Origin of the sequence: Streptomyces sp. NPDC085932, assembly GCF_044540525.1 — a bacterium.
Classification (GTDB): Bacteria; Actinomycetota; Actinomycetes; order Streptomycetales; family Streptomycetaceae; genus Streptomyces; species Streptomyces levis.
Window position 1 is genome coordinate 327,181 of the sequence record NZ_JBITSJ010000001.1, and the last position, 22,712, is coordinate 349,892.

General features: G+C 73.4%; 16 protein-coding genes and 1 pseudogene. 9 read left to right on the forward strand and 8 right to left on the reverse strand.

The window, feature by feature from the left end:
• The first annotated feature begins 73 nt into the window (after positions 1–73).
• Positions 74–1,421: pseudogene (locus ACIGAQ_RS01355) on the forward strand (M14 family zinc carboxypeptidase).
• A gap of 10 nt (positions 1,422–1,431) precedes the next feature.
• Here ACIGAQ_RS01355 and ACIGAQ_RS01360 read toward each other — a convergent pair.
• From ACIGAQ_RS01360 to glgX, 3 genes are all read right to left on the reverse strand, one after another.
• Positions 1,432–2,682: a M14 family zinc carboxypeptidase gene (locus ACIGAQ_RS01360; protein ID WP_311682977.1), complete on the reverse strand. Its 1,251-nt coding sequence runs from the start codon at positions 2,680–2,682 to the stop codon at positions 1,432–1,434.
• A 288-nt stretch (positions 2,683–2,970) separates the two neighbouring features.
• On the reverse strand, positions 2,971–5,340 hold the full coding sequence (gene treY, locus ACIGAQ_RS01365; protein ID WP_399778252.1) for a malto-oligosyltrehalose synthase: 2,370 nt from the start codon (positions 5,338–5,340) through the stop codon (positions 2,971–2,973).
• A 127-nt stretch (positions 5,341–5,467) separates the two neighbouring features.
• Entirely contained in the window at positions 5,468–7,603 is a 2,136-nt protein-coding gene (gene glgX, locus ACIGAQ_RS01370; protein WP_399778255.1) for a glycogen debranching protein GlgX, read from the reverse strand.
• Between the two features lie 501 nt (positions 7,604–8,104).
• Here glgX and ACIGAQ_RS01375 point away from each other — a divergent pair.
• Positions 8,105–9,346 (forward strand): SAV2148 family HEPN domain-containing protein, encoded by a 1,242-nt coding sequence (locus ACIGAQ_RS01375; RefSeq protein WP_311682971.1) that lies wholly within the window; start codon positions 8,105–8,107, stop codon positions 9,344–9,346.
• A gap of 131 nt (positions 9,347–9,477) precedes the next feature.
• Positions 9,478–10,200 carry a 3'-5' exonuclease gene (locus tag ACIGAQ_RS01380; RefSeq protein ID WP_311682969.1) on the forward strand — a complete coding sequence of 241 codons (723 nt, stop codon included), beginning with the start codon at positions 9,478–9,480 and terminating at the stop codon, positions 10,198–10,200.
• A 17-nt stretch (positions 10,201–10,217) separates the two neighbouring features.
• Here the strand turns inward: ACIGAQ_RS01380 and ACIGAQ_RS01385 are convergent, their stop codons facing one another.
• Positions 10,218–11,081 (reverse strand): phosphotransferase enzyme family protein, encoded by an 864-nt coding sequence (locus ACIGAQ_RS01385; RefSeq protein ID WP_399778258.1) that lies wholly within the window; start codon positions 11,079–11,081, stop codon positions 10,218–10,220.
• Positions 11,082–11,241: 160 nt separating this feature from the next.
• Between ACIGAQ_RS01385 and ACIGAQ_RS01390 the strand changes: the two genes are divergently transcribed.
• From ACIGAQ_RS01390 to mgt, 4 genes are all read left to right on the forward strand, one after another.
• Positions 11,242–12,186 carry a carbohydrate ABC transporter permease gene (locus tag ACIGAQ_RS01390; protein ID WP_399778259.1) on the forward strand — a complete coding sequence of 315 codons (945 nt, stop codon included), beginning with the start codon at positions 11,242–11,244 and terminating at the stop codon, positions 12,184–12,186.
• Positions 12,183–13,016, forward strand: coding sequence for a carbohydrate ABC transporter permease (locus tag ACIGAQ_RS01395; RefSeq protein ID WP_399778261.1), 834 nt, complete (start codon positions 12,183–12,185; stop codon positions 13,014–13,016). Before ACIGAQ_RS01390 ends, ACIGAQ_RS01395 begins: the two co-directional genes overlap by 4 nt.
• Positions 13,016–14,290, forward strand: a complete 1,275-nt coding sequence (locus tag ACIGAQ_RS01400; protein ID WP_399778263.1) for an ABC transporter substrate-binding protein — start codon at positions 13,016–13,018, stop codon at positions 14,288–14,290. The genes ACIGAQ_RS01395 and ACIGAQ_RS01400 overlap by 1 nt, the downstream gene beginning before the upstream one ends.
• 521 nt (positions 14,291–14,811) lie before the next feature.
• Positions 14,812–16,014: a macrolide-inactivating glycosyltransferase gene (mgt, locus tag ACIGAQ_RS01405; RefSeq protein ID WP_362277945.1), complete on the forward strand. Its 1,203-nt coding sequence runs from the start codon at positions 14,812–14,814 to the stop codon at positions 16,012–16,014.
• Positions 16,015–16,108: 94 nt separating this feature from the next.
• Here mgt and ACIGAQ_RS01410 read toward each other — a convergent pair whose 3' ends face one another.
• Entirely contained in the window at positions 16,109–18,358 is a 2,250-nt protein-coding gene (locus ACIGAQ_RS01410; RefSeq protein WP_399778265.1) for an MMPL family transporter, read from the reverse strand.
• A gap of 340 nt (positions 18,359–18,698) precedes the next feature.
• Here ACIGAQ_RS01410 and ACIGAQ_RS01415 point away from each other — a divergent pair, with 340 nt between their 5' ends.
• Both ACIGAQ_RS01415 and ACIGAQ_RS01420 read left to right on the forward strand, forming a co-directional pair.
• Entirely contained in the window at positions 18,699–19,253 is a 555-nt protein-coding gene (locus ACIGAQ_RS01415) for a DUF1697 domain-containing protein (RefSeq protein ID WP_399778267.1), read from the forward strand.
• A 182-nt stretch (positions 19,254–19,435) separates the two neighbouring features.
• Entirely contained in the window at positions 19,436–20,251 is an 816-nt protein-coding gene (locus tag ACIGAQ_RS01420) for a GvpL/GvpF family gas vesicle protein (protein WP_399778269.1), read from the forward strand.
• A 22-nt stretch (positions 20,252–20,273) separates the two neighbouring features.
• Here the strand turns inward: ACIGAQ_RS01420 and ACIGAQ_RS01425 are convergent, their stop codons facing one another.
• From ACIGAQ_RS01425 to ACIGAQ_RS01435, 3 genes are read right to left on the reverse strand one after another with little or no spacing between them, the layout of a single operon-like run.
• Positions 20,274–21,026, reverse strand: coding sequence for a sirohydrochlorin chelatase (locus ACIGAQ_RS01425; protein WP_362277936.1), 753 nt, complete (start codon positions 21,024–21,026; stop codon positions 20,274–20,276).
• Between the two features lie 5 nt (positions 21,027–21,031).
• The gene (locus ACIGAQ_RS01430) at positions 21,032–21,931 is read right to left on the reverse strand and encodes an ABC transporter permease (protein WP_311682949.1); all 900 of its coding nucleotides are present in this window, start codon (positions 21,929–21,931) and stop codon (positions 21,032–21,034) included.
• Positions 21,918–22,706: an ABC transporter ATP-binding protein gene (locus ACIGAQ_RS01435; protein WP_311682947.1), complete on the reverse strand. Its 789-nt coding sequence runs from the start codon at positions 22,704–22,706 to the stop codon at positions 21,918–21,920. The genes ACIGAQ_RS01430 and ACIGAQ_RS01435 overlap by 14 nt, the downstream gene beginning before the upstream one ends.
• Positions 22,707–22,712: the final 6 nt, after the last annotated feature.

The following is a 22,712-nucleotide window of genomic DNA, read 5'->3' on the forward strand; positions in this document are numbered from 1 at the left end:
TCCCAAGTCGTGACTGACTGTGCGTACGCCCTGCACTCGGGGTGAACCGTCGGCGCCGCATCGGAGGTGTGCCCTGCCGCCTCTCCCGCGCTACCCGACCGTCGACGAACTGGGCGCCCGGGCCGCCGCGCTCGTCGCCCGCCACCCCCGTGACGCCCGGCTGCGCCGGGTCGGGACGTCCCGCGCGGGCACGCCCCTGTGGCTGCTGTCCGTCGGGCACGGCGACCGCCAGGCCCTGGTCGTCGCCGGACCCCACGCCAACGAACCCGTGGGCGGCGCCACCGTGCTGCGCCTGGCCGAGCGTGCCCTGGCCGACCCGCGGCTGACCGAGGGCGCGGGCGCCACCTGGAACCTGCTGCTCAGCCTCGACCCGGACGGCCTGCGCCGCAACGAGGGCTGGCTGACCGGCCCCTACACCCTCGGCCGGTACTTCCGGAACTTCTTCCGGCCCGGCTTCCTGGAACAGCCCGAATGGCTGCCCGACGGCGCGGCCGCCGCCGCCCTGCCGGAGACCCGCGCCCTCCTCGACGTCCAGGACGAACTGCGGCCGTTCCTGCAGTGCTCCCTGCACGGCGTCGACGTCGGAGGCGGCTTCGTCGAGCTCACCCACGACCTGCCCGGCCTCGACCGGCGCCTCGCCCGCATCGCCGCCCGGCTCGGCATCCCCCGCGAACTCGGCGCCTACGACGCGCTGTACTGGCCGGGCCTCGGCCCCGCCGTCTACCGCATCCCGCCGCCGCGCCGGGCCTCCCTGGCCGCCGCCATCACCGAGGCCGCCGTCGAGTCGACGTGGTTCCACCCGCACCGGCACGGCACCGTCACCGCGGTCGTCGAGGCGCCCATGTGGGGCGTGGCGGCCGTGGCGGACGACGCCCCGCCCGGGGACCGGGACGCGGTGCTGCGGGCCGTCAGCGGGACCCTGCGCCACGACACGGACCTCCTGCGGCGCCTGCTGGCCCGGATCCGCCCGCACCTGGACACCGCACGCGACGCGGCGCGCCTGCTCGCCCCGGTGGACGACTACCTCCTGGTCTGCCCCGGCCTCGCCGACGCCTGGGACCCCGACACCGGCACGGCCCGGCCCCTGCCGTCCCTCGGCAGCGCCCACCTGGCCGCCCTGCGCATCTCCGGGCGGCGCCTGGCCCTGCGCACCGCCGGACTGCTCCACCAGCTCGTACGGGCCGCCGGTCACGATCCGGCCGGGGTGCTGCCGGAGCTGGACCGGCTGATCGACGCGTGGTGCGCCGACTACCGCGACGGCTGCGGAGCGCGCTGGATCCCGGTCGCCCGCCAGGCGGAGTACCAGGCGCGGGTGGTGCTGTCGGCGTTCGAACTCGCCGGGCGGCTCCCGCACGCGGGCTCCGGCACGGGGGAGCCAGGGGTGGCGGTCCGGGGCGGCGGCGCCGACGCGGCGGGGATGACGCCCCAGGTCTAGCCGGTCTTCTCGCGCGCGTGCAGCGCGGCCGCGACCACCGTCCGGGTCTGGTGCTCGACCTGGTTCTCCAGGGGTACCCAGCGGGCCCGGAAACGCTCCGCGAAGGCGTCGCTCCAGGTCGCCACGAGGTGCTCCAGCTGTTTCGCCGCCCGTTCGTCGGTCCCGCGCAGCACCCGCCGCAGCATGGCCGCCGCCCGCAGGGGCACGCGCCGCGCGAACGCGTCCACACTGCCCACGTAGGCCATCGTCCGGTCGGCGGGCGGGGTGTGCGCCAGGTCGGCCGCGAGCCCCGGCACCAGCTCCAGGCCCCACCGCGCGGCCCGCAGCAACGGCCCGTCCAGCTCCGCCAGCCGGGGCAGCGCGCCGTCCAGCACGCGCGTCACCTCCAGCGCGTCGCGCTGCAGCCGGCGCGCGAGCCGCCCGAGCGCCGCCGCCGGGGCCGGGTGCGGAGCCGGGTCGTCCACCAGGTCGCTCGCCCACATCGGCACCTCGACCACGGCGGTCAGGCCGCCGTAGCGGTGGGCGTGGAACCAGGTGCTGTGCCGTGCGTCGTCCGGCAGGCTCGGGTAGGCCGGGCCGATCCCCGGAGCGGGCATCACGTGCACGCCCGGCCCCGAGGCGGGCCAGCCCGCGGCGTCCGAGGCGCCGGTCTCCACCGGGATGTGCAGTTCCGCCGCGGACTTGGCGAACGGCTCGGCCAGCCCGGGCACGTCCTTGGTGAGCTGCACCCAGCTGCCGCCGAGGTCCGTGCCGTGCAGGGTCACCTGGAGATACGGACGCAGCTCGTCGATGACCCCGGTCAGCGCCCGGGTCTCGGGCGGCAGCCGGTCGGGCGGCAGCACGGACGGCGCCCACTCGGGCTGCTCCGGGCCCGCGGGCCGGAAGAAGCCGAGGTGGTAGTCGAACAGGCTGCGCGGCGCCGGCGTCACGTGCAGACTCGCCCCGTCCGGGTCGGCGCACAGCAGGAAGTGCCAGGAGATGCCGTCGCGCAGCTCCCGCTGCTCCAGCACGCGCCGGGCGAGCGCGAGGAGCGTGCAGGAGCCGGTCGGCTCGTTGGCGTGGGCGCCCGCGACCACCAGCACGGCGCGGCGGGCCCGGCCCACGGACAGCAGGTGCAGCGGCCGGCCGGCCCGTGAGGCGCCCACCTGGCGCAGGGTGCACACGCCGGGACGCTGTGCGGTCAACGCGCGGGCAGCGCGGACCTGTTCGGTCACCGTCGGGTAGCGCAGCTCCGGCAGGACACTCACCCCCGTCACATCCGCCCGAGTTCGCCCTGGCAGTACCCCACGGCCATGGTGCGGTGTCAAGGGCGCGACGGGGGAGGCTCCCGGGGGCGCCCGGAAGCACTGGCCCGCCGGGGCCGGCCTCCGTCCGGCGCCGCGCGTCCGGGCCCGGCGCCGCGCGCCCGGACCGGGGCCCGGCGGCGCGGAGTACGGACCGGGCCCGGCGGCGCGGCGCGGGGTACGGAGGGATGCCCGGCGGCCCTCGGCGCGGGGTACGGAGGGATGCCCCTAGGGCCCCCGCGGTCGCCCGGGTCAGTCGCCCGTCTTCTGCAGCAGAGCCACCGGCCGGGCCGCGAACAGTTCCGCCAGGCGTGCCCGCCCCGTGAATTCCCGGCCCGGCTCCAGTACGTCCGCCCAGCGGCCCGGCGGCAGCGGCAGCGTGGTGTCCCGCCAGCCGCCCGCCTCGGCGAGCCGCAGAGACAGCCGGGTCACGGCCGTCACCACCTCACCCGAGCGGGCGAACGCCAGGCAGTGCCCGGACGCCGGGCCCTGAGCCGGCAGCGCCATGTACGTGGCCGTGTCGCCGAACGCGCCGGGGAGCCGCGCCCGCAGTCCCAGCGCGGCCCGCGTCACCGCGGCCTTCTCGCCGGACGTGCCCCCGTCGTCCGCGGGCGGGAAGTCCACCGCCCGCCGGTTGTCCGGGTCGACCAGGGCCCGGTACTCGGCCTCCGTGCCCTGGTACACGTCCGGGACGCCCGGCATGGTCAGCTGCACCAGGGCCGTGCCCAGCACGTTGGCCCGGATGTGCGGGGCGAGCGACTCCCGGAACGCGGCGACGCGCTCACCCGGCGCCCCGCACGGCCCGGCCGCCACGAACCGCGCCACCGCCTCCTCGTACGGCGGCTCCTGCTCGGTCCAGCTGGTGAACAGGCCCGCCTCGCGCACGTGCTTCAGCAGCGCGCCCTGCACCCGCTCGGCGGTCCCGTCGGCCGGGCCCAGCCCGAAGACCGTCTGCCAGGCCGCCCACGCCAGCTGCGCGTCCGGCACGCCCTCGCCGGAGCGGGTCACCTCGGCGAGGACGTCCGCCCACCGGTCCGGGCACTCGGTGAGCACGTGCAGCGCGGCCCGGACGTCGGCGCTGCGCTTGGTGTCGTGCGTCGAGGCCACCGTCCCGGTCGACGGCCAGTCGCGCTGCACGCGCGCGCAGTACCCGTGGAACTCCTCGGGCGTCAGCGCGGGAGCACCCGGGTTCCCGCCCACCTCGGTCGCCGACAGCAGCGGCACGTACCGGTAGAACGCCGTGTCCTCGACGGACTTCGCCCGCAGCGCCGACGAGGTCTGCGCGAACCGCGTGCGGAACTCCAGCTGGGCGGGCCCGTCGCCGTACCGCCCCAGCACCAGATCGCGTACGACGTCGACCGCACCGGCCTCCTCCGGCACCGCGAAGGCGCCCCGGGCCTCGGCCGCGGCCTCCTCGGTGACCACGGACGCCGCGTCGACGGACTCGTAGGGCCGGTAGACCTCCATCCGGACCAGCAGCTCCTGCAACGCGGTGCGCAGCGCCCAGGGGGCGCGGTCGCGCAGCGCGGGCTCCGGCGAGGTCGCGCACAGCCGGGTCGCGACCCGCGTCAGCCGCTCCGTCTCGGTCGCCAGCTCGTGCGTGAGCACCTTGTACGCCGCGCGCCGCACCGTCGCGTCCCACTGCCCGCCCCGGTCCGTCTGCGGGGCCGCGAAGCGCCGGTACTGACCGAGCAGCTCCCCGAAACCGGCCGGGTCCGTGAAGACGCCGTCCACGTGCCGCAGGGCGTCGTAGCCGGTGGTGCCCGCGACGGGCCAGGAGGCCGGGAGGTGCTCGCCGTCGGCCAGGATCTTCTCCACGACCGTCCAGCGCCCGCCGGTCGCCTCGTGCAGCCGGCGCAGGTAGCCGTCGGGGTCGGCGAGCCCGTCCGGGTGGTCGATGCGCAGCCCGTCGATCACGCCCTCGTGCAGCAGCTGGAGGATCTTGTCGTGGGTGGCCTCGAAGACCTCGGGGTCCTCCACCCGCACCCCGATGAGCTCCGAGATGCTGAAGAACCGCCGGTAGTTGAGCTCGGTCCGGGCCAGCCGCCACCACACGGGCCGGTACCACTGCGCGTCCAGCAGGTGCGGCAGCGGCAGGTCCTCGGTGCCCTCGCGCAGCGGGAAGACGTGGTCGTGGTAGCGCAGGACGTCCCCGTCGACGCGCAGGTCGTCGAGCACCTCGCCCACGGGCCCGCCGAGCACCGGCAGCAGCACCTGGCCGTCCTGGGCCTCCCAGTCGATGTCGAACCAGCGGGCGTACGGCGACTTCGGGCCCTCGCGCAGCACCTCCCACAGGGCCCGGTTGTGGCGCGGTGACATGGCCATGTGGTTCGGGACGATGTCCACCACCAGGCCGAGCCCGTGCTCGCCCGCCGTACGGGCCAGCGCCCGCAGTCCGTCCTCGCCGCCCAGCTCCTCGCGCACGCGCGCGTGGTCGACGACGTCGTAGCCGTGCGTCGAGCCGGGCACCGCCTCCAGGACGGGGGACAGGTGCAGGTGGGAGACCCCGAGCGAGGCCAGGTACGGCACGACGGCCGCGGCTGCTCCGAACGGGAAGTCGGGCTGCAGCTGCAGCCGGTACGTGGCCGTGGGCACCACCGGGTCAGGTCGCTCAGGTGTCATGGAGACGTACGTACCCGCCCCGCGGCGGTTCGTGCCCCCGGAGCCCTCCGGGTGCGCCGCGCGTCGCCCGGACGAGTGGCTCTCACCGGGCGACGCGCGGCGGCACGCTCCTGCGGCCGCGCGGCGGCTACACGGGCCGCTGGAGCACGGTCATGCTCCGGTCGGCGAGGGTCAGCCGGTCCCCGGCCTGCACCTTCGGGCCGGTGTCCGACGGCACGCCCTGCGGCAGCGCCGTGTCGACCACGACCTCCCACTGGCGCCCGTGGTTGACCGGGACGACGAACTCCAGCGGCTTGGGGGAGGCGTTGAACATCAGCAGGAACGAGTCGTCCGTGATGCGCTCCCCGCGTGCTCCCGGCTCCGAGATCGCGTTGCCGTTGAGGAACACGGTCAGCGCCGAGGCCTGCGCCGAGTCCCAGTCCCGCTGGGTCATCTCCCGGCCGTCCGGGGTGAACCACGCGATGTCGGACAGGTCGTCGTGCGTGCCCTCCACCGGCCGCCCGTGGAAGAAGCGCCGGCGGCGGAAGACCGGGTGGTTGCGGCGCAGCCACACCATCGCGCGCGTGAAGCCCAGCAGCTCCCTGCTCAGGCCCCCCTCGCCGCCGTCCTCCGTCTCCTCGGGCCACTCCACCCAGGCCAGCTCGTTGTCCTGGCAGTAGGCGTTGTTGTTGCCGCGCTGGGTGCGGGCGAACTCGTCGCCGTGGCTGATCATGGGCACGCCCTGGGACAGCATCAGCGTGGCGATGAAGTTGCGCATCTGCCGGGCCCGCAGCCGCAGCACGTCCGGGTCGTCGGTCTCGCCCTCGGCGCCGCAGTTCCAGGACCGGTTGTGGCTCTCGCCGTCGCGGTTGTCCTCGCCGTTGGCCTCGTTGTGCTTGTCGTTGTAGGCCACCAGGTCGTGCAGGGTGAAGCCGTCGTGGCAGGTCACGAAGTTGATCGAGGCCAGCGGGCGGCGCCCGTCGTCCTGGTACAGGTCGGAGGAGCCGGTCAGCCGGGAGGCGAACTCCGCGAGGGTGCGCTGCTCGCCCCGCCACAGGTCCCGCACGGTGTCCCGGTACTTGCCGTTCCACTCCGTCCACAGCGGCGGGAAGTTCCCCACCTGGTAGCCGCCCTCGCCCACGTCCCACGGCTCGGCGATCAGCTTCACCTGGGAGACCACCGGGTCCTGCTGCACCAGGTCGAAGAACGACGACAGCCGGTCCACCTCGTGGAACTGCCGGGCCAGCGTCGCGGCCAGGTCGAAGCGGAACCCGTCGACGTGCATGTCCGTGACCCAGTACCGCAGCGAGTCCATGATCAGCTGGAGCACGTGCGGGGACCGCATGAGCAGGGAGTTTCCCGTCCCTGTCGTGTCCATGTAGTAGCGGGGGTCGTCCGTCAGCCGGTAGTAGCGTGGGTTGTCCAGGCCCTTGAAGGACAGGGTCGGGCCCAGGTGGTTGCCCTCGGCGGTGTGGTTGTAGACCACGTCGAGGATCACCTCGATCCCGGCCTCGTGCAGCGCCTTCACGGCCGACTTGAACTCCAGCACCTGCTGGCCCCGGTCGCCCCAGGACGCGTAGGCGTTGTGCGGGGCGAAGAAGCCGATGGTGTTGTAGCCCCAGTAGTTGTTCAGGCCCATGTCGACCAGGCGGTGGTCGTTCACGAACTGGTGCACGGGCATCAGCTCCAGCGCGGTGACGCCGAGCTCGGTGAGGTGCTCGATGATCGCTGGGTGCGCGAGGGCCGCGTAGGTGCCGCGCAGCTCCTCCGGGAGCCCCGGGTGGCGCATCGTGAGGCCCTTGACGTGGGCCTCGTAGAGCACCGTGTGGTGGTACTCGGTGCGCGGACGCCGGTCGTCGCCCCAGTCGAAGTAGGGATTGACCACGACCGAGGTCATCATGTGCGGCGCCGAGTCGAGATCGTTGCGCCGGTCGGGATCGTCGAAGTGGTAGCCGTAGACCTCCTCGCCCCAGCGGACGGATCCGCTGATCGCACGTGCGTACGGATCGAGCAGCAGTTTCGCGGAATTGCACCGCAGCCCGTGCTCCGGTGCGTACGGACCGTGCACCCGGAACCCGTACCGCTGCCCGGGCATGATCCCGGGCACGTACGCGTGCCGGACGAACGCGTCGCTCTCGCGGAGCTCGATCGCCGTCTCCGAGCCGTCGTCGTGCAGCAGACACAGCTCTACTCGGTCCGCGGCCTCCGTGAAGACCGCGAAATTGGTACCGGCGCCGTCATACGTGGCACCGAGTGGATACGCCTCGCCAGGCCAGACCTGCATGGATACGACTCTTTCAGGTGTACGGCGCCGGTGGGGACGCCTTGGCCCCCGAGTCTCCCCGAAAGTGGGGGGACCCCCTATGACTTATGTCCCTCCTACCGAGTGACCAGTGCATACGAGATATGCCGAACCGACGGGGCCAAAACATACTGCCGGGGCTGTGGGGGAGCGGGGGACGATGTGTGCGAAGAAGGCCGCCCCGAGAACCGCCGCCGGCGGTGGCCGGCGCGACCGGCGAGAACAAGGACGGACACGCGCGCTCCTACGAGATCGTCCCGGGACCCACCACCAGGTACCCGGGTCACGGCTGCGCCAAGCACGATCGGCGCCACCGCCATCGATCCGCTCACTTGGGACGGGCCCGGTCGGCGGAACGGGCCCCGGCGGCCGGGCCGTTGAGAACGATGCTGCCCATCGGGCTGCACCGTCGACCGCTCCCGGAGTACCCTTCCTTGATCGTTGACAAGGGGAGTGCTCAGGGGAGCGGAAGGCGGTGCGCGGGTGGGCTCGGGAGGGCTGGAGCTGCCCCCTGGTGACGAGGGTCACGAGGGGAACTCCACAGACGTCCCGACCGGTGCCGTGTCCCTGGCACGGCCGATGGACGCGTCGGGCTCGATCGGTCCGGAACTGGACTGGGACGCCGATGCCTGGCGCGAGGTGCGCACCCGTGCCCAGCGGGCCGGCCGGGCCTACATCTGGCTGAACCTCGTCGAGCAGCGGCTGCGCGCGGTCGTGGCCGCCGTGCTGCGGCCGGTCTACGAACCCGTCCACGGCGACGACTGGGTGGTGGCCGCCGCCGGGCCCGCCGGCCAGGAGTGGGTGCAGCGCGCGGTCGCCGTGCGCGAGGTCAGCCGCCGCAAGGGCTACCTGCTCGACCCGGCCGACGACAACGTGCTGTCCTTCCTCACCCTGCCGCAGCTGCGCGAGCTGATGGTGCAGCACTGGCCCTGCTTCGAGCCCTACTTCGACGACCGGCGGGACGTCGAGCTGGCCCTGGACGAGCTGGAGGTGACCCGCAACGTCGTCTCCCGCAACCGGGCGCTGTCCGAGGCCGTGCTGAACCAGGCCGAGCGGGCCTCGGCCCGGCTGCTGGAGATGCTCGGCGCGGGCGGTGACGTGCCCTCCGCGCGCCGGCTGCCGGTGGACGCGGTCGAGGATCTGGTCGGCGACCGGTACGCCGACGTCGTCGCCGTCCACTCGGACCGGGTGCGGCTGATGCGGCAGTTCCCGGCCGAGGACATCTTCGGTGGCGCCCGCCGCCTCGACGCCATCGGCATCGGCCTCAACCTGCTCGTGCAGAACTTCTCCGGCCGCCGCCTGGTCCGGCTCGCCGAGTCCGGCTGCCGGGTACGGCTGCTGTTCCTCAATCCGGCCTCCAGCGCGGTCAAACGGCGCGAGCGCGAACTCGGCATCAAGCGTGGCGAGCTCAGCCGGGCCGTGGAGATGAACATCCTGCACATGCGCCGGGTGCGGGCCCGGCTGCGCGACCCGGGCGCCTTCGAGATCCAGGTCTTCGACGAGACGCCCCGCTTCACGGCGTACCTGGTCGACGGCGACGGCGCGGACGGCATCGCGGTCGTGCAGAACTACCTGCGCCGCACGCGCGGCATGGAGGCACCGGTCTTCGTCCTGCGCAACGGCAGCAAGGTGGTCAAGTCGGGCGAGCCCGACGAAAGCGGCCTCTTCCCCACCTATCGCGAGGAGTTCGAGGTGATGTGGGCGGATTCGCGGCCGGTGTCGTGAACCGTGCCCCGATGAGCGGCGGTTCGGGGGGCCGGGGCGGGAGCGAACGGAACGCGGTCCTCTGATTGTCAGTGGTGCGTGGGAAGGTGGGGACCACTGGGGGAACGCACCACGAGAAGGGGGGCCCGCCCATGGGCTGGCACCGGGAGCTGCTGATCGGCTTCGACCTGGAGACGACGGGCACGGATCCGCGCGAGGCGCGCATCGTCACGGCGGCCGTGATCGAGGTCAGGGGCGGGGAGCCGATGGGGCGCCGGGAGTGGCTGGCCGACCCCGGGGTGCCGATCCCGGAGGACGCGGTGGCGGTGCACGGCATCAGCAACGAACGGGCGGCCGCCGAGGGCGGACCGGCCGACCGGGTCGCCGACGCCCTCGCCGACGTCCTGACCTCCTACTGGAAGACGGGCGTGCCGGTCGTCGCCTACAACGCCGCCTTCGACCTGACCCTGCTCTCCGCCGAGCTGCGCCGCCACGGCCTGCCGTCCCTGCGCGACCGGCTGGGCGGCGTGGACCCGGCCCCGGTCATCGACCCGTACACCATCGACCGCCGGGTCGACCGCTACCGCCGCGGCAAACGCAACCTCGAAGCGGTCTGCGCGGAGTACGGCATCGTCCTCGGCTCCGCCCACGACGCGCTGGCCGACGCCCTCGCGGCGGCCCGTCTGGCCTGCGCGATAGCCGAGCGCCACCCCAAGATCGCGATGCTCGGCCCGGCGGCCCTGCACCACCGCCAGATCGAGTGGTACGCCGAGTGGGCGGCGGACTTCCAGAACTTCCTGCGCGGCAAGGGCGACACCACGGCCCTCGTGGACGGGGCGTGGCCGCTGCGGGAGTTGGCCGACGACCGGGCCTGAGGCAGACCGCCCCGCCCTCAGAACGGATACCAGCGCACGGTCTCGTCCCCGTCCCGCAGGGACGCCACCCGCCGCTCGAACTCGGCCAGCGCCTTCGGGTTGCCCGGCGCGTGCTGCGCCACCCACGCACAACTGGCCGTCTCCCGCGCGCCGCGCAGCACCGAGCAGCCCTCCCACTCCCGTACGTCCCAGCCGTACGCCTCGGTGAAGGACGCGTACGCCTCGTCCGGGAGTCCGTACCGGTCGTGGGAGAGGGCCATCACCACCAGGTCGTGCTCGCGCAGGTCCGAGGAGACCGTCTCCAGGTCGACCAGGACCGGCCCGTCCGGCCCGACGTGCACATTGCGCGGCAGCGCGTCGCCGTGGATCACCCCGGGCGGCAGGTGCGGCGTCAGCGCGGCGGCCTGCGCGGCGAACGCGTCCCGCCGCTCGCGCAGATACGCCGCGTCCGCGGGATCGACCGCGTCCCCCGCGAGTCGCAGCCAGCGCTCCACACCACCCAGCAGATCACGCCCCGCCAGCGCGAAGGGAGGAGGCGGCGTGGCGTGCACGACCCGCAGCAGTTCGGCCAGATCCCGCGGCTCGGCGGGCCGCACGGCGTCCGGCAGCCGGTGCCACACGGTCACCGGATGGCCGTCCACCAGCAGTGGCTTCGGCTCGGCCGCGCGCACCGCGGGCACCCCGGCCTGAGCGAGCCACCCGGCGACGTCCAGCTCGCGCCGCGCCCGGTCGAGGAGCTCGGCGTCACGGCCGACCTTGACGACCAGGTCACCGGCGGCGAACACCGCGTTCTCGCCCAGGGCGAGCAGCCGTGCCTCGCGGTCCGCACCGGGCAGCACCCGCGCCGCCGCCAGTACGTCCCGTGCCCGTGCCTCGTCCATCGTCCGCCTCCGTCGTCCCCACCGCTGCCGCCGGGTTCCGGCCATCCTCCGGTCAGTGTCGCATCGGCACAGGTCGGCGGGCATACGCGGTGTCTTGACGAGGCAGACCGCTGTCACGACCATGACGTGGCCGGCCGAGCTGTGCAGAGGGGCTGATTCCGTGACATCGGTGACCGGGGCGCCGCCGCCGAGGAGACCGGCCGGCCGTCGGCGGGGAGACGGCGGGTCGCGCCGGACCGTCGACCACGGTGCCTGGTTCCTGGTGCTGCCCGCCCTGATCCCCGTCCTCGTCCTCAGCGTCGGGCCGCTGCTCCACGGGATCCTGCTGGCCTTCACCGACGCCCAGTCGGGCCGCACCGAGCCCACCGAGTGGATCGGCGGCCTCAACTTCCGGGATGTGCTGCACGACAGGCTCTTCCGGGAGTCGTTCCGGATCGGCCTGGTGTGGGCGGTCGGGGTGACCGTGCCGCAGTTCCTGCTCGCCCTCGGCCTGGCCCTGCTGCTGAACCAGGAGCTCCGGCTGCGCTGGCTCGCCCGCGCCCTGGCGATCATCCCGTGGGCCATGCCGGAGGTCGTCGTCGGCGTCATGTGGCGGCTCGTCTACCACCCCGACGCGGGCATCCTGAACGAGACCCTGCGCGACCTGGGGTTCGGCGGCGGCCGGGACTGGCTCAGCTTGCTGACCACCGCGCTGCCCGCCGTGATCGTCGTCGGTGTCTGGGCGGGCATGCCCCAGACGACGGTGGCGCTGCTCGCCGGGCTGCAGAACACCCCGCGCGAACTGCACGAGGCGGCGGCCGTCGACGGGGCGGGCGCCTGGCGCCGCTTCCGCACGGTCACCTGGCCCGCCCTCAGGCCGGTCGCCCTCGCCATCACGGCGCTCAACCTCATCTGGAACTTCAACGCCTTCGCCCTGGTCTACGTGCTCACCAGCGGCGGCCCCGGCGGCCGGACCCGGCTGCCCATGCTCTTCGCCTACGAAGAGGCCTTCCGCTACGGCCAGTTCGGCTACGCGGCGGCCATGGGCTGCGTCATGGTCGCCGTGATCTCGATCGCCCTGGCCGTGTTCCTCGCCGGCCGCCTGCGGGGAGGTGACGACACATGAGGACCGGCCTCCCGGCCCGCGTCGGCCAGTACACCGCGCTGCTCGCGTATCTCGTCTTCCTGGCCCTCCCGTTCCTCTGGCTGCTCTCCACCGCGTTCAAGCCGCCGCGCGAGCTGGGCAGCCTGCACCCCACCTGGCTCCCGCGGGACCCCACCCTCGCCAACTTCCGCCAGGCCTTCGACGAGCAGCCACTGCTGCACGCCGCCCTCAACTCCCTGCTCGCCGCGCTCGGGGCGGCCGTCCTGGCCGTGCTGATCGCCACGCCGGCGGCCTACGCCGTCGCCCGGCACCGGACCCGCCTCGCCCGGGCGGTGACGGGCTGGGTGGTGGTCAGCCAGGCGTTCCCGTTCGTGCTGCTGATCATCCCGCTGTTCCTCGTGTTGAAGAACCTGCGCATGATCGACTCGGTGCCGGGACTCGTGCTGGTGTACGTGGTGGGGGCGCTGCCGTTCGCGCTGTGGATGCTCGCCGGGTACGTCCGGGCCGTGCCGCGCGAGCTGGAGGAGGCCGCGGCGGTCGACGGGGCCGGGCGGGTGCGGACGCTGGTGTCGGTGACCGCGCCGCTGCTCGCGCCGGGCATCGTGGCGACCGGGCTGTTCGCCTTCGTCACCGCGTGGAACGAGTTCTTCTTCGCGCTCGTGCTGCTCAAGACACCGGAGAAGCAGACCCTGCCGGTGGTGCTCACGCACTTCATCGGCGCCGAGGGCGTCGCCGACCTCGGTCCGCTCGCGGCGGCCGCCTTCCTCGCGACCCTGCCCTCCCTCGTCGTCTTCGCGCTCATCCAGCGGCGCATCACGGGCAACATGCTCACCGGGGCGGTGAAGAGCTGATGCGCGCACGCCTGCTGGCCCTCGTCCTGCTGCTGCTCCTCGCCGGCTGCTCCTCAGGCGGCACGTCCGACGACGGGCGGATCACCCTCCGCTTCCAGTCCCTGGCCTGGCAGGAGGAGTCCGTCGAGGCCACCAGGGACCTGGTGGCCGAGTGGAACGCCACCCATCCGGACGTCCGCGTCGAGTACGTCCAGGGCTCCTGGGACAGCGTCCACGACCAGCTCCTCACCGCCTTCGAGGGCGGCGAGGCACCCGACGTCATCCACGACGCCTCCGACGACCTGGCCGACTTCGCCTACGGCGGCCACCTGGCCGACCTCACCGGCCTGCTGCCGGCCGGCCTCACGTCGGACATCCCCGAACGCAGCTGGCGGACCACGACCTTCGGCGACGGCGTCTACGGCGTGCCGTTCCTCCAGGAGCCGCGCGTGCTCGTCGCCAACGCGACCTGGCTGAGCGAGTCCGGTGTGCGCATCCCCACCCCCGAGGAGCCGTGGAGCTGGGAGGAGTTCCGCCGGATCACCGACCGGCTCAGCGGGCCCGGGAAGTACGGCGTCGCCTGGCCGCTGAAGGAACCCGTCTCCGCCACGCTCAACCTCTCCCTGTCGGCGGGTGGACAGCTGTTCCACCGCGGCGCGGACGGCAAGGTGACGGTCCGGTTCGAGGCGGCCGACCAGGTCGTGCCGCGCACCATCCACCAGCAGGTGGGCACCGACCGCAGCGCCTCGCCCACGACCCTCGGCAGCGGCGGCTCCGACACCCTGCCCGGCTTCTTCGGCGGCCACTACGCGATGGTGCCGCTGGGGTTCTCCTACCGGCAGCAGATCGTGCAGCAGGCCCCGAAGGGCTTCGACTGGCAGGTGCTGCCCGCCCCGGCCGGTGCCGGCGGACTCGCCCAGGGCGTCAGCCCGCAGACCCTCTCCATCGCCGAGGACTGCCCGCACAAGAAGGAGGCCACCGCCTTCCTCGGCTTCCTGCTGCGCCCGGAGAACATGGTCCGCCTCGCCCTCGGCGACTGGATGCTGCCCACCGGCACCCGCGCGCTGAAGGACCCCGCCCTGCACACCGCCCGGCACGGCTGGGCCGTCGGCACGGCCCTCGCCGCCCACCTGCGCCCCGCCCCCGCGCAGACGGTCCGGGGCTACCCCGAGTGGAAGGACAAGGTGGCCACACCGGCCTTGCAGGAGTACTACAGCGGAGCGATCGGCCTGGGCGCCCTGCGCGACCGACTGGAAAAGGACGGCAACCTGGTCCTCGCCCGCTACCAGCGCTGACGCCCCGGCGAAACAACGTTGCCCGCCACCGCGGACACCGCCTGGCGTGCCGACCGCGGGTATCGACACCATCCGCACGTCCGGCCCCGGCCACAGCCGAACGCTCCGCACGGCTCTCCCTCCCGGGGGCCCGTTGCTGCTCGAAGCCGGAGCCGACGTGGCCGAGTTGACCACCCCGCCACCCCACCGTCCCGCCGCGCCGCCACCCCACCGTCTCGCCGCGCCGCCGTCCCGCCGTCCCGCCGCGCCGCCGTCCCGCCGTCTCATCGGTCTGCTGCCCGCCGCTGCCGTGAGCTGCGCGCGTTCGAGGGCGACCCGCGGCTCGTGCTCCGGCTGTGCGCACGGTTCTCCGCCCCCGGCACGTGCACGTCGTCGCGCCGGGAACTTCCTGGCCCTGCGGGTGCCGCGCACGCCCTTCTCGGTCACCGGGAGCGTGTCGTCCCGGCGCACCGGCTGCGGCTGCACGCGGTGCCGGCGCATCGTACTTGCACGAGACGTCTCGTCTCGTCTAAGGTCGGCGCATGACCAGTCGCGCGCACATCGCCATGTTCTCGATCGCCGCCCACGGGCACGTGAACCCCAGCCTGGAGGTGATCCGCGAGCTGGTGGCGCGCGGCCACCGGGTGACCTACGCGATCCCGCCGGTCTTCGCGGAGAAGGTCGCGGAGACCGGCGCCGAGGTGAAGCCCTGGACGTCGACCCTGCCCTCGCCCGACGACGACCCGGAGGCGTGGGGGAGCACCCTGCTGGACAACGTGGAGCCGTTCCTCGACGACGCGATCCAGGCCCTCCCGCAGCTGATCGCGGCGTACGAGGGCGACGAGCCGGACCTCGTGCTGTACGACATCGCCGCGTACCCGGGCCGCGTCCTCGCCCACCGCTGGGGCGTGCCCGCCCTCTCGCTCTCGCCGGCCATGGTCGCCTGGGAGGGGTACGAGGAGGAGGTCGCCGAGCCCATGTGGGCGGAGCCGAGGAAGACCGAACGCGGCCGCGCCTACTACGCCCGCTTCCGAGCCTGGCTGGAGGAGAACGGGATCACGCTGCACCCCGACGCGTTCGGGGGGCGGCCCGACCGCTCGATCGTGCTGATTCCCAAGGCCCTCCAGCCGCACGCGGACCGGGTCGACGAGAGCGTGTACTCCTTCGTCGGCCCCTGCCAGGGCGACCGCTCGGCCGAGGGCGGCTGGCAGCGGCCGGCCGGCGTGGAGAAGGTCGCGCTCGTCTCCCTCGGGTCCGCCTTCACCAAGCAGCCGGACTTCTACCGGGAGTGCGTCAAGGCGTTCGGCGACCTGCCCGGGTGGCACCTGGTGCTCTCGGTCGGCAAGCACGTCGACCCGGCCGGGCTCGGCGAGGTCCCCGCCAACGTCGAGGTGCACTCCTGGGTGCCGCAACTGGCCGTCCTGAAGCAGGCCGACCTGTTCGTCACGCACGCCGGCGCGGGCGGCAGCCAGGAGGGCCTGGCGACGGCCACGCCGATGATCGCCGTACCGCAGGCGGCGGACCAGTTCGGCAACGCCGAGACGCTCCGCGCCCTCGGTGTCGCCCGGTACCTCCCGACGGAGGAGGCGACCGGCGAGGCCCTGCGCGAGGCGGCACTCGCCCTGGTCGACGACCCGGAGGTCGCGCGCCGCCTGAAGGAGATCCAGACGCAGACGGTCCAGGAGGGCGGCACGCCCCGCGCCGCCGACCTCATCGAGGCGGAACTGCCGCGGCGCCGGGGGTAGTCGGCACCGCCGCGCCGGACCGGCTGGGCCGAGGGCCGGAAGGGCCCGGCGCTCCCCTGCGGGAGCGGCGGGCCCTTCGAGGGGCGGGGAGGCGTCAGACCCTGACGGGCTCACCCTCGTCGTCGCGCGCCGCCGGCCCCGCGATCGCCTGCGGCGTCTCGTCGTGGGTGAGGTCCGGCAGCCGGTGCAGCCACTTCGGCAGGTACCAGTTGCGCTCGCCGAGCAGCGCCATCACCGCCGGCAGCAGCACCCCGCGGATGATCGTCGCGTCGATGAGCACCGCCGCCGCCAGGCCGACGCCCATCTGCTTCATGGACTGCATGGACAGCGTGCCGAAGATGGCGAACACGGCGACCATGATGACCGCGGCGCTGGTGACCACCCCGGCCGTGGTGACCACGCCGTGCCGGATCGCGTCCCTGGTCTCCAGGCCCCGCAGCCGGGCCTCGCGGATCCGGGACACCACGAACACGTGGTAGTCCATCGACAGCCCGAACAGGATCACGAAGAGGAACAGCGGCAGCCAGGTGATGATCGCGCCGACGCCCTCCGCGCCCACCAGGGACGCGCCCCAGCCGTGCTGGAAGACGGCGACGAGAATGCCGTAGGCCGCGCCCACCGACAGCAGGTTCAGCACGATCGACGTGACCGCGATGGTCAGCGACCGGAACGACAGCAGCATCAGCGCGAAGGCGAACACCACCACGAACGCGAACACCGGCACGACGGCACCCGCCAGCTGGTCGTTGAAGTCCTTCGACCCGGCCACCTGCCCGGTGATCGGCGCCTCCACCCCGTCGACCCTGCCCAGCGTGGCGGGACGCACCTCGTCGCGCAGCTTGTCCAGGCTCTCCCCGGCCCGGTCCAGGTCCGAGCCGCCCACCAGCGGCACGTAGACGAACGCCACGTTCTGCGCGTCGTGCAGCTTGATCTCCACCGGGCCGCGCGAGGCACCCGAACTGATCGCCCGGTCACGGAAGCCGGCGAGCGCCGCCTGCACCTCCGGCGCGTTGATGTCGTCCGCCTTCACGACCACCTCGGCAGGCTCCGAGCCGCCCGGGAACGCCTCGTTGAGCCGGTTGTACGTCTGCACGATCGGCAGTGAGTCCCCGAACTCCTGGTCCAGCGTGAGCTGCTGCGTCTTCATGCCGAGCGCGGGCGCCGCGACGGCCAGCAGCGCACCGGCCGCCACCACCACGGAGAGCACCGGCCGGGCCAGGACACGGCGCAGCACGGCCGTCCAGAACTTGCTGTCCTGCCCGGCACCCCGCTTGCGCCGGCGCAGGAACGGTATACGCCCCTTCTCCACGCGCTCGCCCAGCAGTGACAGCAGCGCGGGCAGCACGGTCACGGACCCCACCATCGCCACCGCGACCACGATCAGCGAGGCCAGACCCATCGCCTCGAACTCGGCGAGCCCGGTGAAGAGCATGCCCGCCATGGCCACGCACACCGTGACACCGGAGACGACGATCGCCCGGCCGCTGGTCGCCGCGGCGATCCGCAGGGCCGTCTGCGCGTCCCGGCCGGCCTCGCGCTCCTCGCGCTCACGGCGCAGGTAGAACAGGCAGTAGTCGACACCGACCGCCATACCGACCAGCAGCATCACGGAGTTGGCGGTGTCGCTCATCGGCATGACGTGGCTGACGACGCCCATCAGGCCCATCGTCGCCATGATCGCGGTGACCGCCAGCGCCACCGGCAGCAGCGCCGCGACCAGCGCGCCGAACGCGATCAGCAGGATGCCGAAGGCCACCGGCACCGCGGAGTACTCGGCCCGCTTGAAGTCCTTCCCGAACGCGTCGTCGAAGGTCTTCATCATGCTGGCGCCGCCGATCTCCTCGATCCGCAGCGCCTCGTGCTCCCGTTGGACGCCCGCGACGGCCTCCAGCACCGGCTCGACCCGCTCGCCGGCCGTGTCGGCCTCACCCCGCATGTCGAACTGCACGAGCGCGCTGCGCCCGTCCTTCGAGATCGTCTTCGTCTCGTACGGCGAGGTCACGTCGGTGACCCGGCCGGTCTTCCCGACCGCCCGGACGACCGCGGTGACCGCGTCGCGGAACTCGGGGTCCGTCGCTTTCAGCCCGTCGTCCTTGGCCTGGATCAGGACCGTCTCGCCGGCCGGTTCGTCGATCCCGGCGTCCTCGATGATCCGGGCGGCGGTGTGCGTCTCCCCCTTGAGCTGGTCACTGTCCTTGACGTCGACCCGTCCGGCCGCCGAACCGAGCCCTGTCGCCAGGACGACGAACAGCACCCAGATGCCGACGGCGGCCCATCGGTGCCGGGCGCTCCAGCCGCCGGCCCGGGCGGCGAAGCCCCGCACCCGTGTTTCTCCGTTCCCCATGACGGGCCTGCCCCCTCGTGACGCGGTGACGGCCCCCTGCCGCCCCCTTCCGTCTCGAAGGTAGGGGCCGGATAAAGCCATCTCGTCGTGCTGCCCGGTGAAGCCGCGCGGCCGGAACTCATCCCCATGGACCCGGTCGTCTCCCCACTGGGGAGGAGCCCCGCGGACCGTGGTCCCTTACACCTATCGGGAGACATTCCGGGCTCCTCGGGTGTGTGGATCCTGAGCAGACGGTTGTGCCCCGCGATGACCGGTGAGTAATTTACGGGGCCGGGCAGCAGCCCGTCGCGGCCGTCGTGCCCACCCCCACGGGGCACGACGGCCGCTCTATCGTGAGCGGATGACCACGATGTACGCGGCCCTGCTGCGCGGGATCAACGTGGGCGGCAGCCGGAAGGTCCCCATGGCCGACCTGCGCGCCCTTCTGGAAAACCTCGGCCACGAGGACGTGCGGACGTACCTGCAGAGCGGACAGGCCGTGTTCTCCAGCGGGCACGGCGACGAGGAGTCACTGGCCGCGGAGCTCGCGCACGGCATCGAACGGCAATTCGGCTTCGGCGTCGACGTGATCGTGCGCGACCACGCCTATCTGCGGGCGGTCGCCGACGCCTGCCCGTTCCCGGCCGCCGACCTGGAGCCCAAGCAGCTCCACGTCACCTACTTCTCGGCGCCCGTCACCCCCGAGCGCTTCGGGCAGCTCGACCAAGCCGCCTTCCTTCCCGAGGAGTTCCGCCTCGGCGACCGCGCCCTGTACCTGTACGCCCCTGACGGCCTGGGCCGCTCCAAGCTGGCCGAGCAGCTGGCGAGACCGCGCTTCACCAAGGGTGTGATCGCCACGACCCGCAACTGGAACACGGTGCTCAAACTGGTGGAGCTGACGGCCCCCGCGGGGTGACCTTCCGGCCCCGGGACAACGCGGGGCCCGGCCGGGTCCCGCGCGACCCGAAGCTCCTCCCGACCGCGCCCGTGTTCGCGTGAACATCACGGCCGCCCCTCCCGTACCTACGGTCGGACGGACGGCACGAGAACGGAGTCTCGCGAGAGGAAGCGCACGGCCAGCGACAGGAGCCCGGATCCATGACCGACACCCAGCTCGTCTACGCCTACGCGGTCCTGCACCGCACCCCCGAGGCCACCGCGGCCGCGGCGCACCTGCGCGGCGTCGCCGGGGAACCGATCCGCCTGGTCGACCCCGCGAGCGCCCCAGGGCCCCTGGCCTTCGCCGTCGGCCACGTCCCGCCCGGCGACTACGACGACGTGCCGCTGCGGGCCCACCTCGACGACCTGGACTGGATGGAGTCCACGGTCCGCTCCCACCACGCCGTGGTGTCCGCCCTGGCCGCCTCCGGCGCCGCCGTCCTCCCGCTGCGCCTGGCCACCGTCTACCGCGACGAGGCCGGCGCCCGCGAGGCCCTCGACATCCGCCGGGCCTACTTCCGCTCCCTGCTGGACCGCCTCACCGGCCACGTCGAACTCGGCGTCAAGATCTACGCCGCCCCCGACCTCGCCCCGCCCGAGGCCGCCCCGGACCCCGGCCGGGACACGGCCACCGGCCTCGGGGTGGGACGTGCCTACCAGGTGATCCGCCGCCGCAGACAGCGCAGGAACGAGGAGGCCTGGCGCACGGTCGCCCAGGCCGCCGCCCGCCTCACCGAAACGGCCGGCACCCTCGCCGTCGACCGCGTCGCCCACACCCCCGAACGCGGCAGCCTCGCGGGCTCCGCCCCCGGCACCAACATGGGCAACGACGCCTACCTCGTCCCCCGGGACCGCGTCGACGCCTTCCGCACGGGCCTCCTGGCAGCCGCCCGTGCCACGCCCGGCCTCCGGGTGGAGATCACCGGCCCGTGGGCCCCGTACTCCTTCGCCCTCCAGCCGGAACCGGCGGCGTAGGCCAGGTGCAGCCGGCGGGAGCTCAGGCGCTGACCGCCGCCAGCGACGGCATCCGTGCCGCCTCGTACCGCTCCAGCACCACCCGCGCCACCTCCGGCGCCGCGCCCAGGACGTCCGCCAGGACGTCCGCCTCCGCCGCGCCCCGGGCGATGCGGTCGGGGAGGAAGCCGGGGGCCAGGACGTAGGGGGCGACCGCGACACGGGCGCAGCCGAGGGCGCGGAGTGCGCGGACGGCGTCCTCGGTGCGCGGGAACCCCGCGGGAGAACCAGCGGAGGCGAACGCAGGCCGCACGGCGCACCAACCGGTGTGCCGCCACTCCCGCGCGATGTCCGCGATCACTGCGATCGCCTCCGGGTCGGTGGACCCCGCCGAGGCCAGCACGACCCCGGTCGAGGACTTGTCGGCGGGGGTCAGACCCGCCTCGTACAGGCGTCGCTCCAGGGCCGCCAGCAGCAGGGGCGAGGGGCCCAGGACCTCCGCCTGGCGGATGCGCAGCTGCGGCGGCGCGTCCGCGAGGACCGCCGGGATGTCGGCCTTGGCGTGGAAGGCGCGGGTGAGCAGGAGCGGCAGGGCGACCACGTCGCGGACGCCCTGCACCGCCAGGGACTCCAGCACGCCCTGCACCGAGGGCACGTTGAAGTCCAGGAACCCGGTCTCCACCCGCACGTCGGGGCGCAGCGAACGCACCCGGCGCACCAGGGCGTGCACCGTCGCGGCGTGCCGCGGGTCGCGGCTGCCGTGGGCGATGACGAGGAGAACGGGCCGGTTCGTCATGTCACTCAGCTCTTCACCAGCAGGCCGCGGCTGCGCAGCACCCACCGCTCCAGCGGGCTGAAGATCAGCAGGTCGATCGCGATGCCGACGATCAGGATGAGCAGGATCGCCTCGAAGACCATGGCCATGTCGCTGGCGTTGCGGCCGTTCTCCAGCAACTGGCCCAGCCCGACGCCGAGGTCGGGGAAGGACGCGATGATCTCGGCGGCCATCAGGGAACGCCAGGAGAAGGCCCAGCCCTGCTTCAGACCGGCCACGTAACCGGGCAGGGCGGCCGGCAGGACGATGTGCCACGTGCCCTTCAGGCCCGTCGCGCCGAGCGTGCGGCCCGCGCGCAGGAACAGCGGCGGCACCTGGTCGACCCCGGACACCAGGCCGTTGGCGATCGACGGGACCGCGCCCAGCAGGATCACCGCGTACATCATCGAGTTGTTCAGGCCCAGCCAGATCACCGCGGGCGGCACCCAGGCGACCGACGGCAGGGACTGCAGGCCCGACAGGATCGGGCCGATCGCCGCGCGGACGAACTTCACCCGGGCCACGATCAGGCCCAGCGGCGTACCGATCGCCAGCGCGAAGCAGAAGCCCAGCAGGCCGCGCGAGACGCTGGTCCAGATGTAGCCGAGCAACTCGCCCTGCAGCCACGCCGTGTGCACGACGTCCCAGACGGCCGACGGCGACGGCAGCTTCGTCGGGTCGTCGACGATCTTGAACGAGACGAGGGCCTGCCAGACCGCCAGCACCAGCGCGACGGCGAGCACGGGCGGCAGGATCTTCTCGGTGAAGGTCTGCCGGAACGGCTTGCGGCTGGTCTGCCGCGTCTCCAGCGCGTCGAGGCCCGCCTCGAGACCGGCGAGATCGGTGCCGTCCTTGTCGACGGTCGTCGTCGAGTCAGTGCTGGCCATGACGGCGGATCTCCCCACGCAGTTCTTCGGTGATCTCGACGGACAGTTCCGCGACGGCGGTGTCCTCGATGCGGCGCGGGTGCGGGATGTCCACCGTCCACTCGCGCGCGATGCGCCCCGGACGGGAGGACAGCAGCACCACGCGCTGCGCGAGACGGACCGCCTCGCGCACGTTGTGCGTGACGAACAGGACGGACACCTGCGTCTCGCGCCAGATGCGGGTCAGCTCGTCGTGCAGCACGTCCCGTGTGATGGCGTCCAGCGCCGCGAACGGCTCGTCCATCAGCAGCAGCCGGCTCTCCTGGGCGAGCGCCCGGGCCAGCGCCACCCGCTGACGCATACCGCCCGACAGCTCGTGCACCCGCTTGCCGTGGGCGCCGGTGAGCCGGACCAGTTCGAGCAGCCGCTCCGCCCGGTCGCGGCGCTCGGCCTTCGGCACGCCCCGCAGCTTCAGGGCGAGTTCGATGTTCTTGCCCGCGGTCAGCCACGGGAACAGCGCGTGCTCCTGGAACATCAGCGCCGGGCGGCCGTCCGTGCTGATCTCGCCGGCGCTGGGCCGGTCCAGGCCCGCCACCAGGTTCAGCAGCGTGGACTTGCCGCAGCCCGAGGCCCCCAGGAGGGTGACGAACTCGCCGGGCGCGACATCGAGGGTGATGTCGTCCAGGACGAGCTGCTGCCCGGCGGGGCCCGCGAACGACTTCGAGACGTGCTCGATGCGAGCGGCGTGCGTGGCCGTCTCGGTGCCGTCGGCGGCCTTGGCGAGGGTCGTGGCCATGGTCGT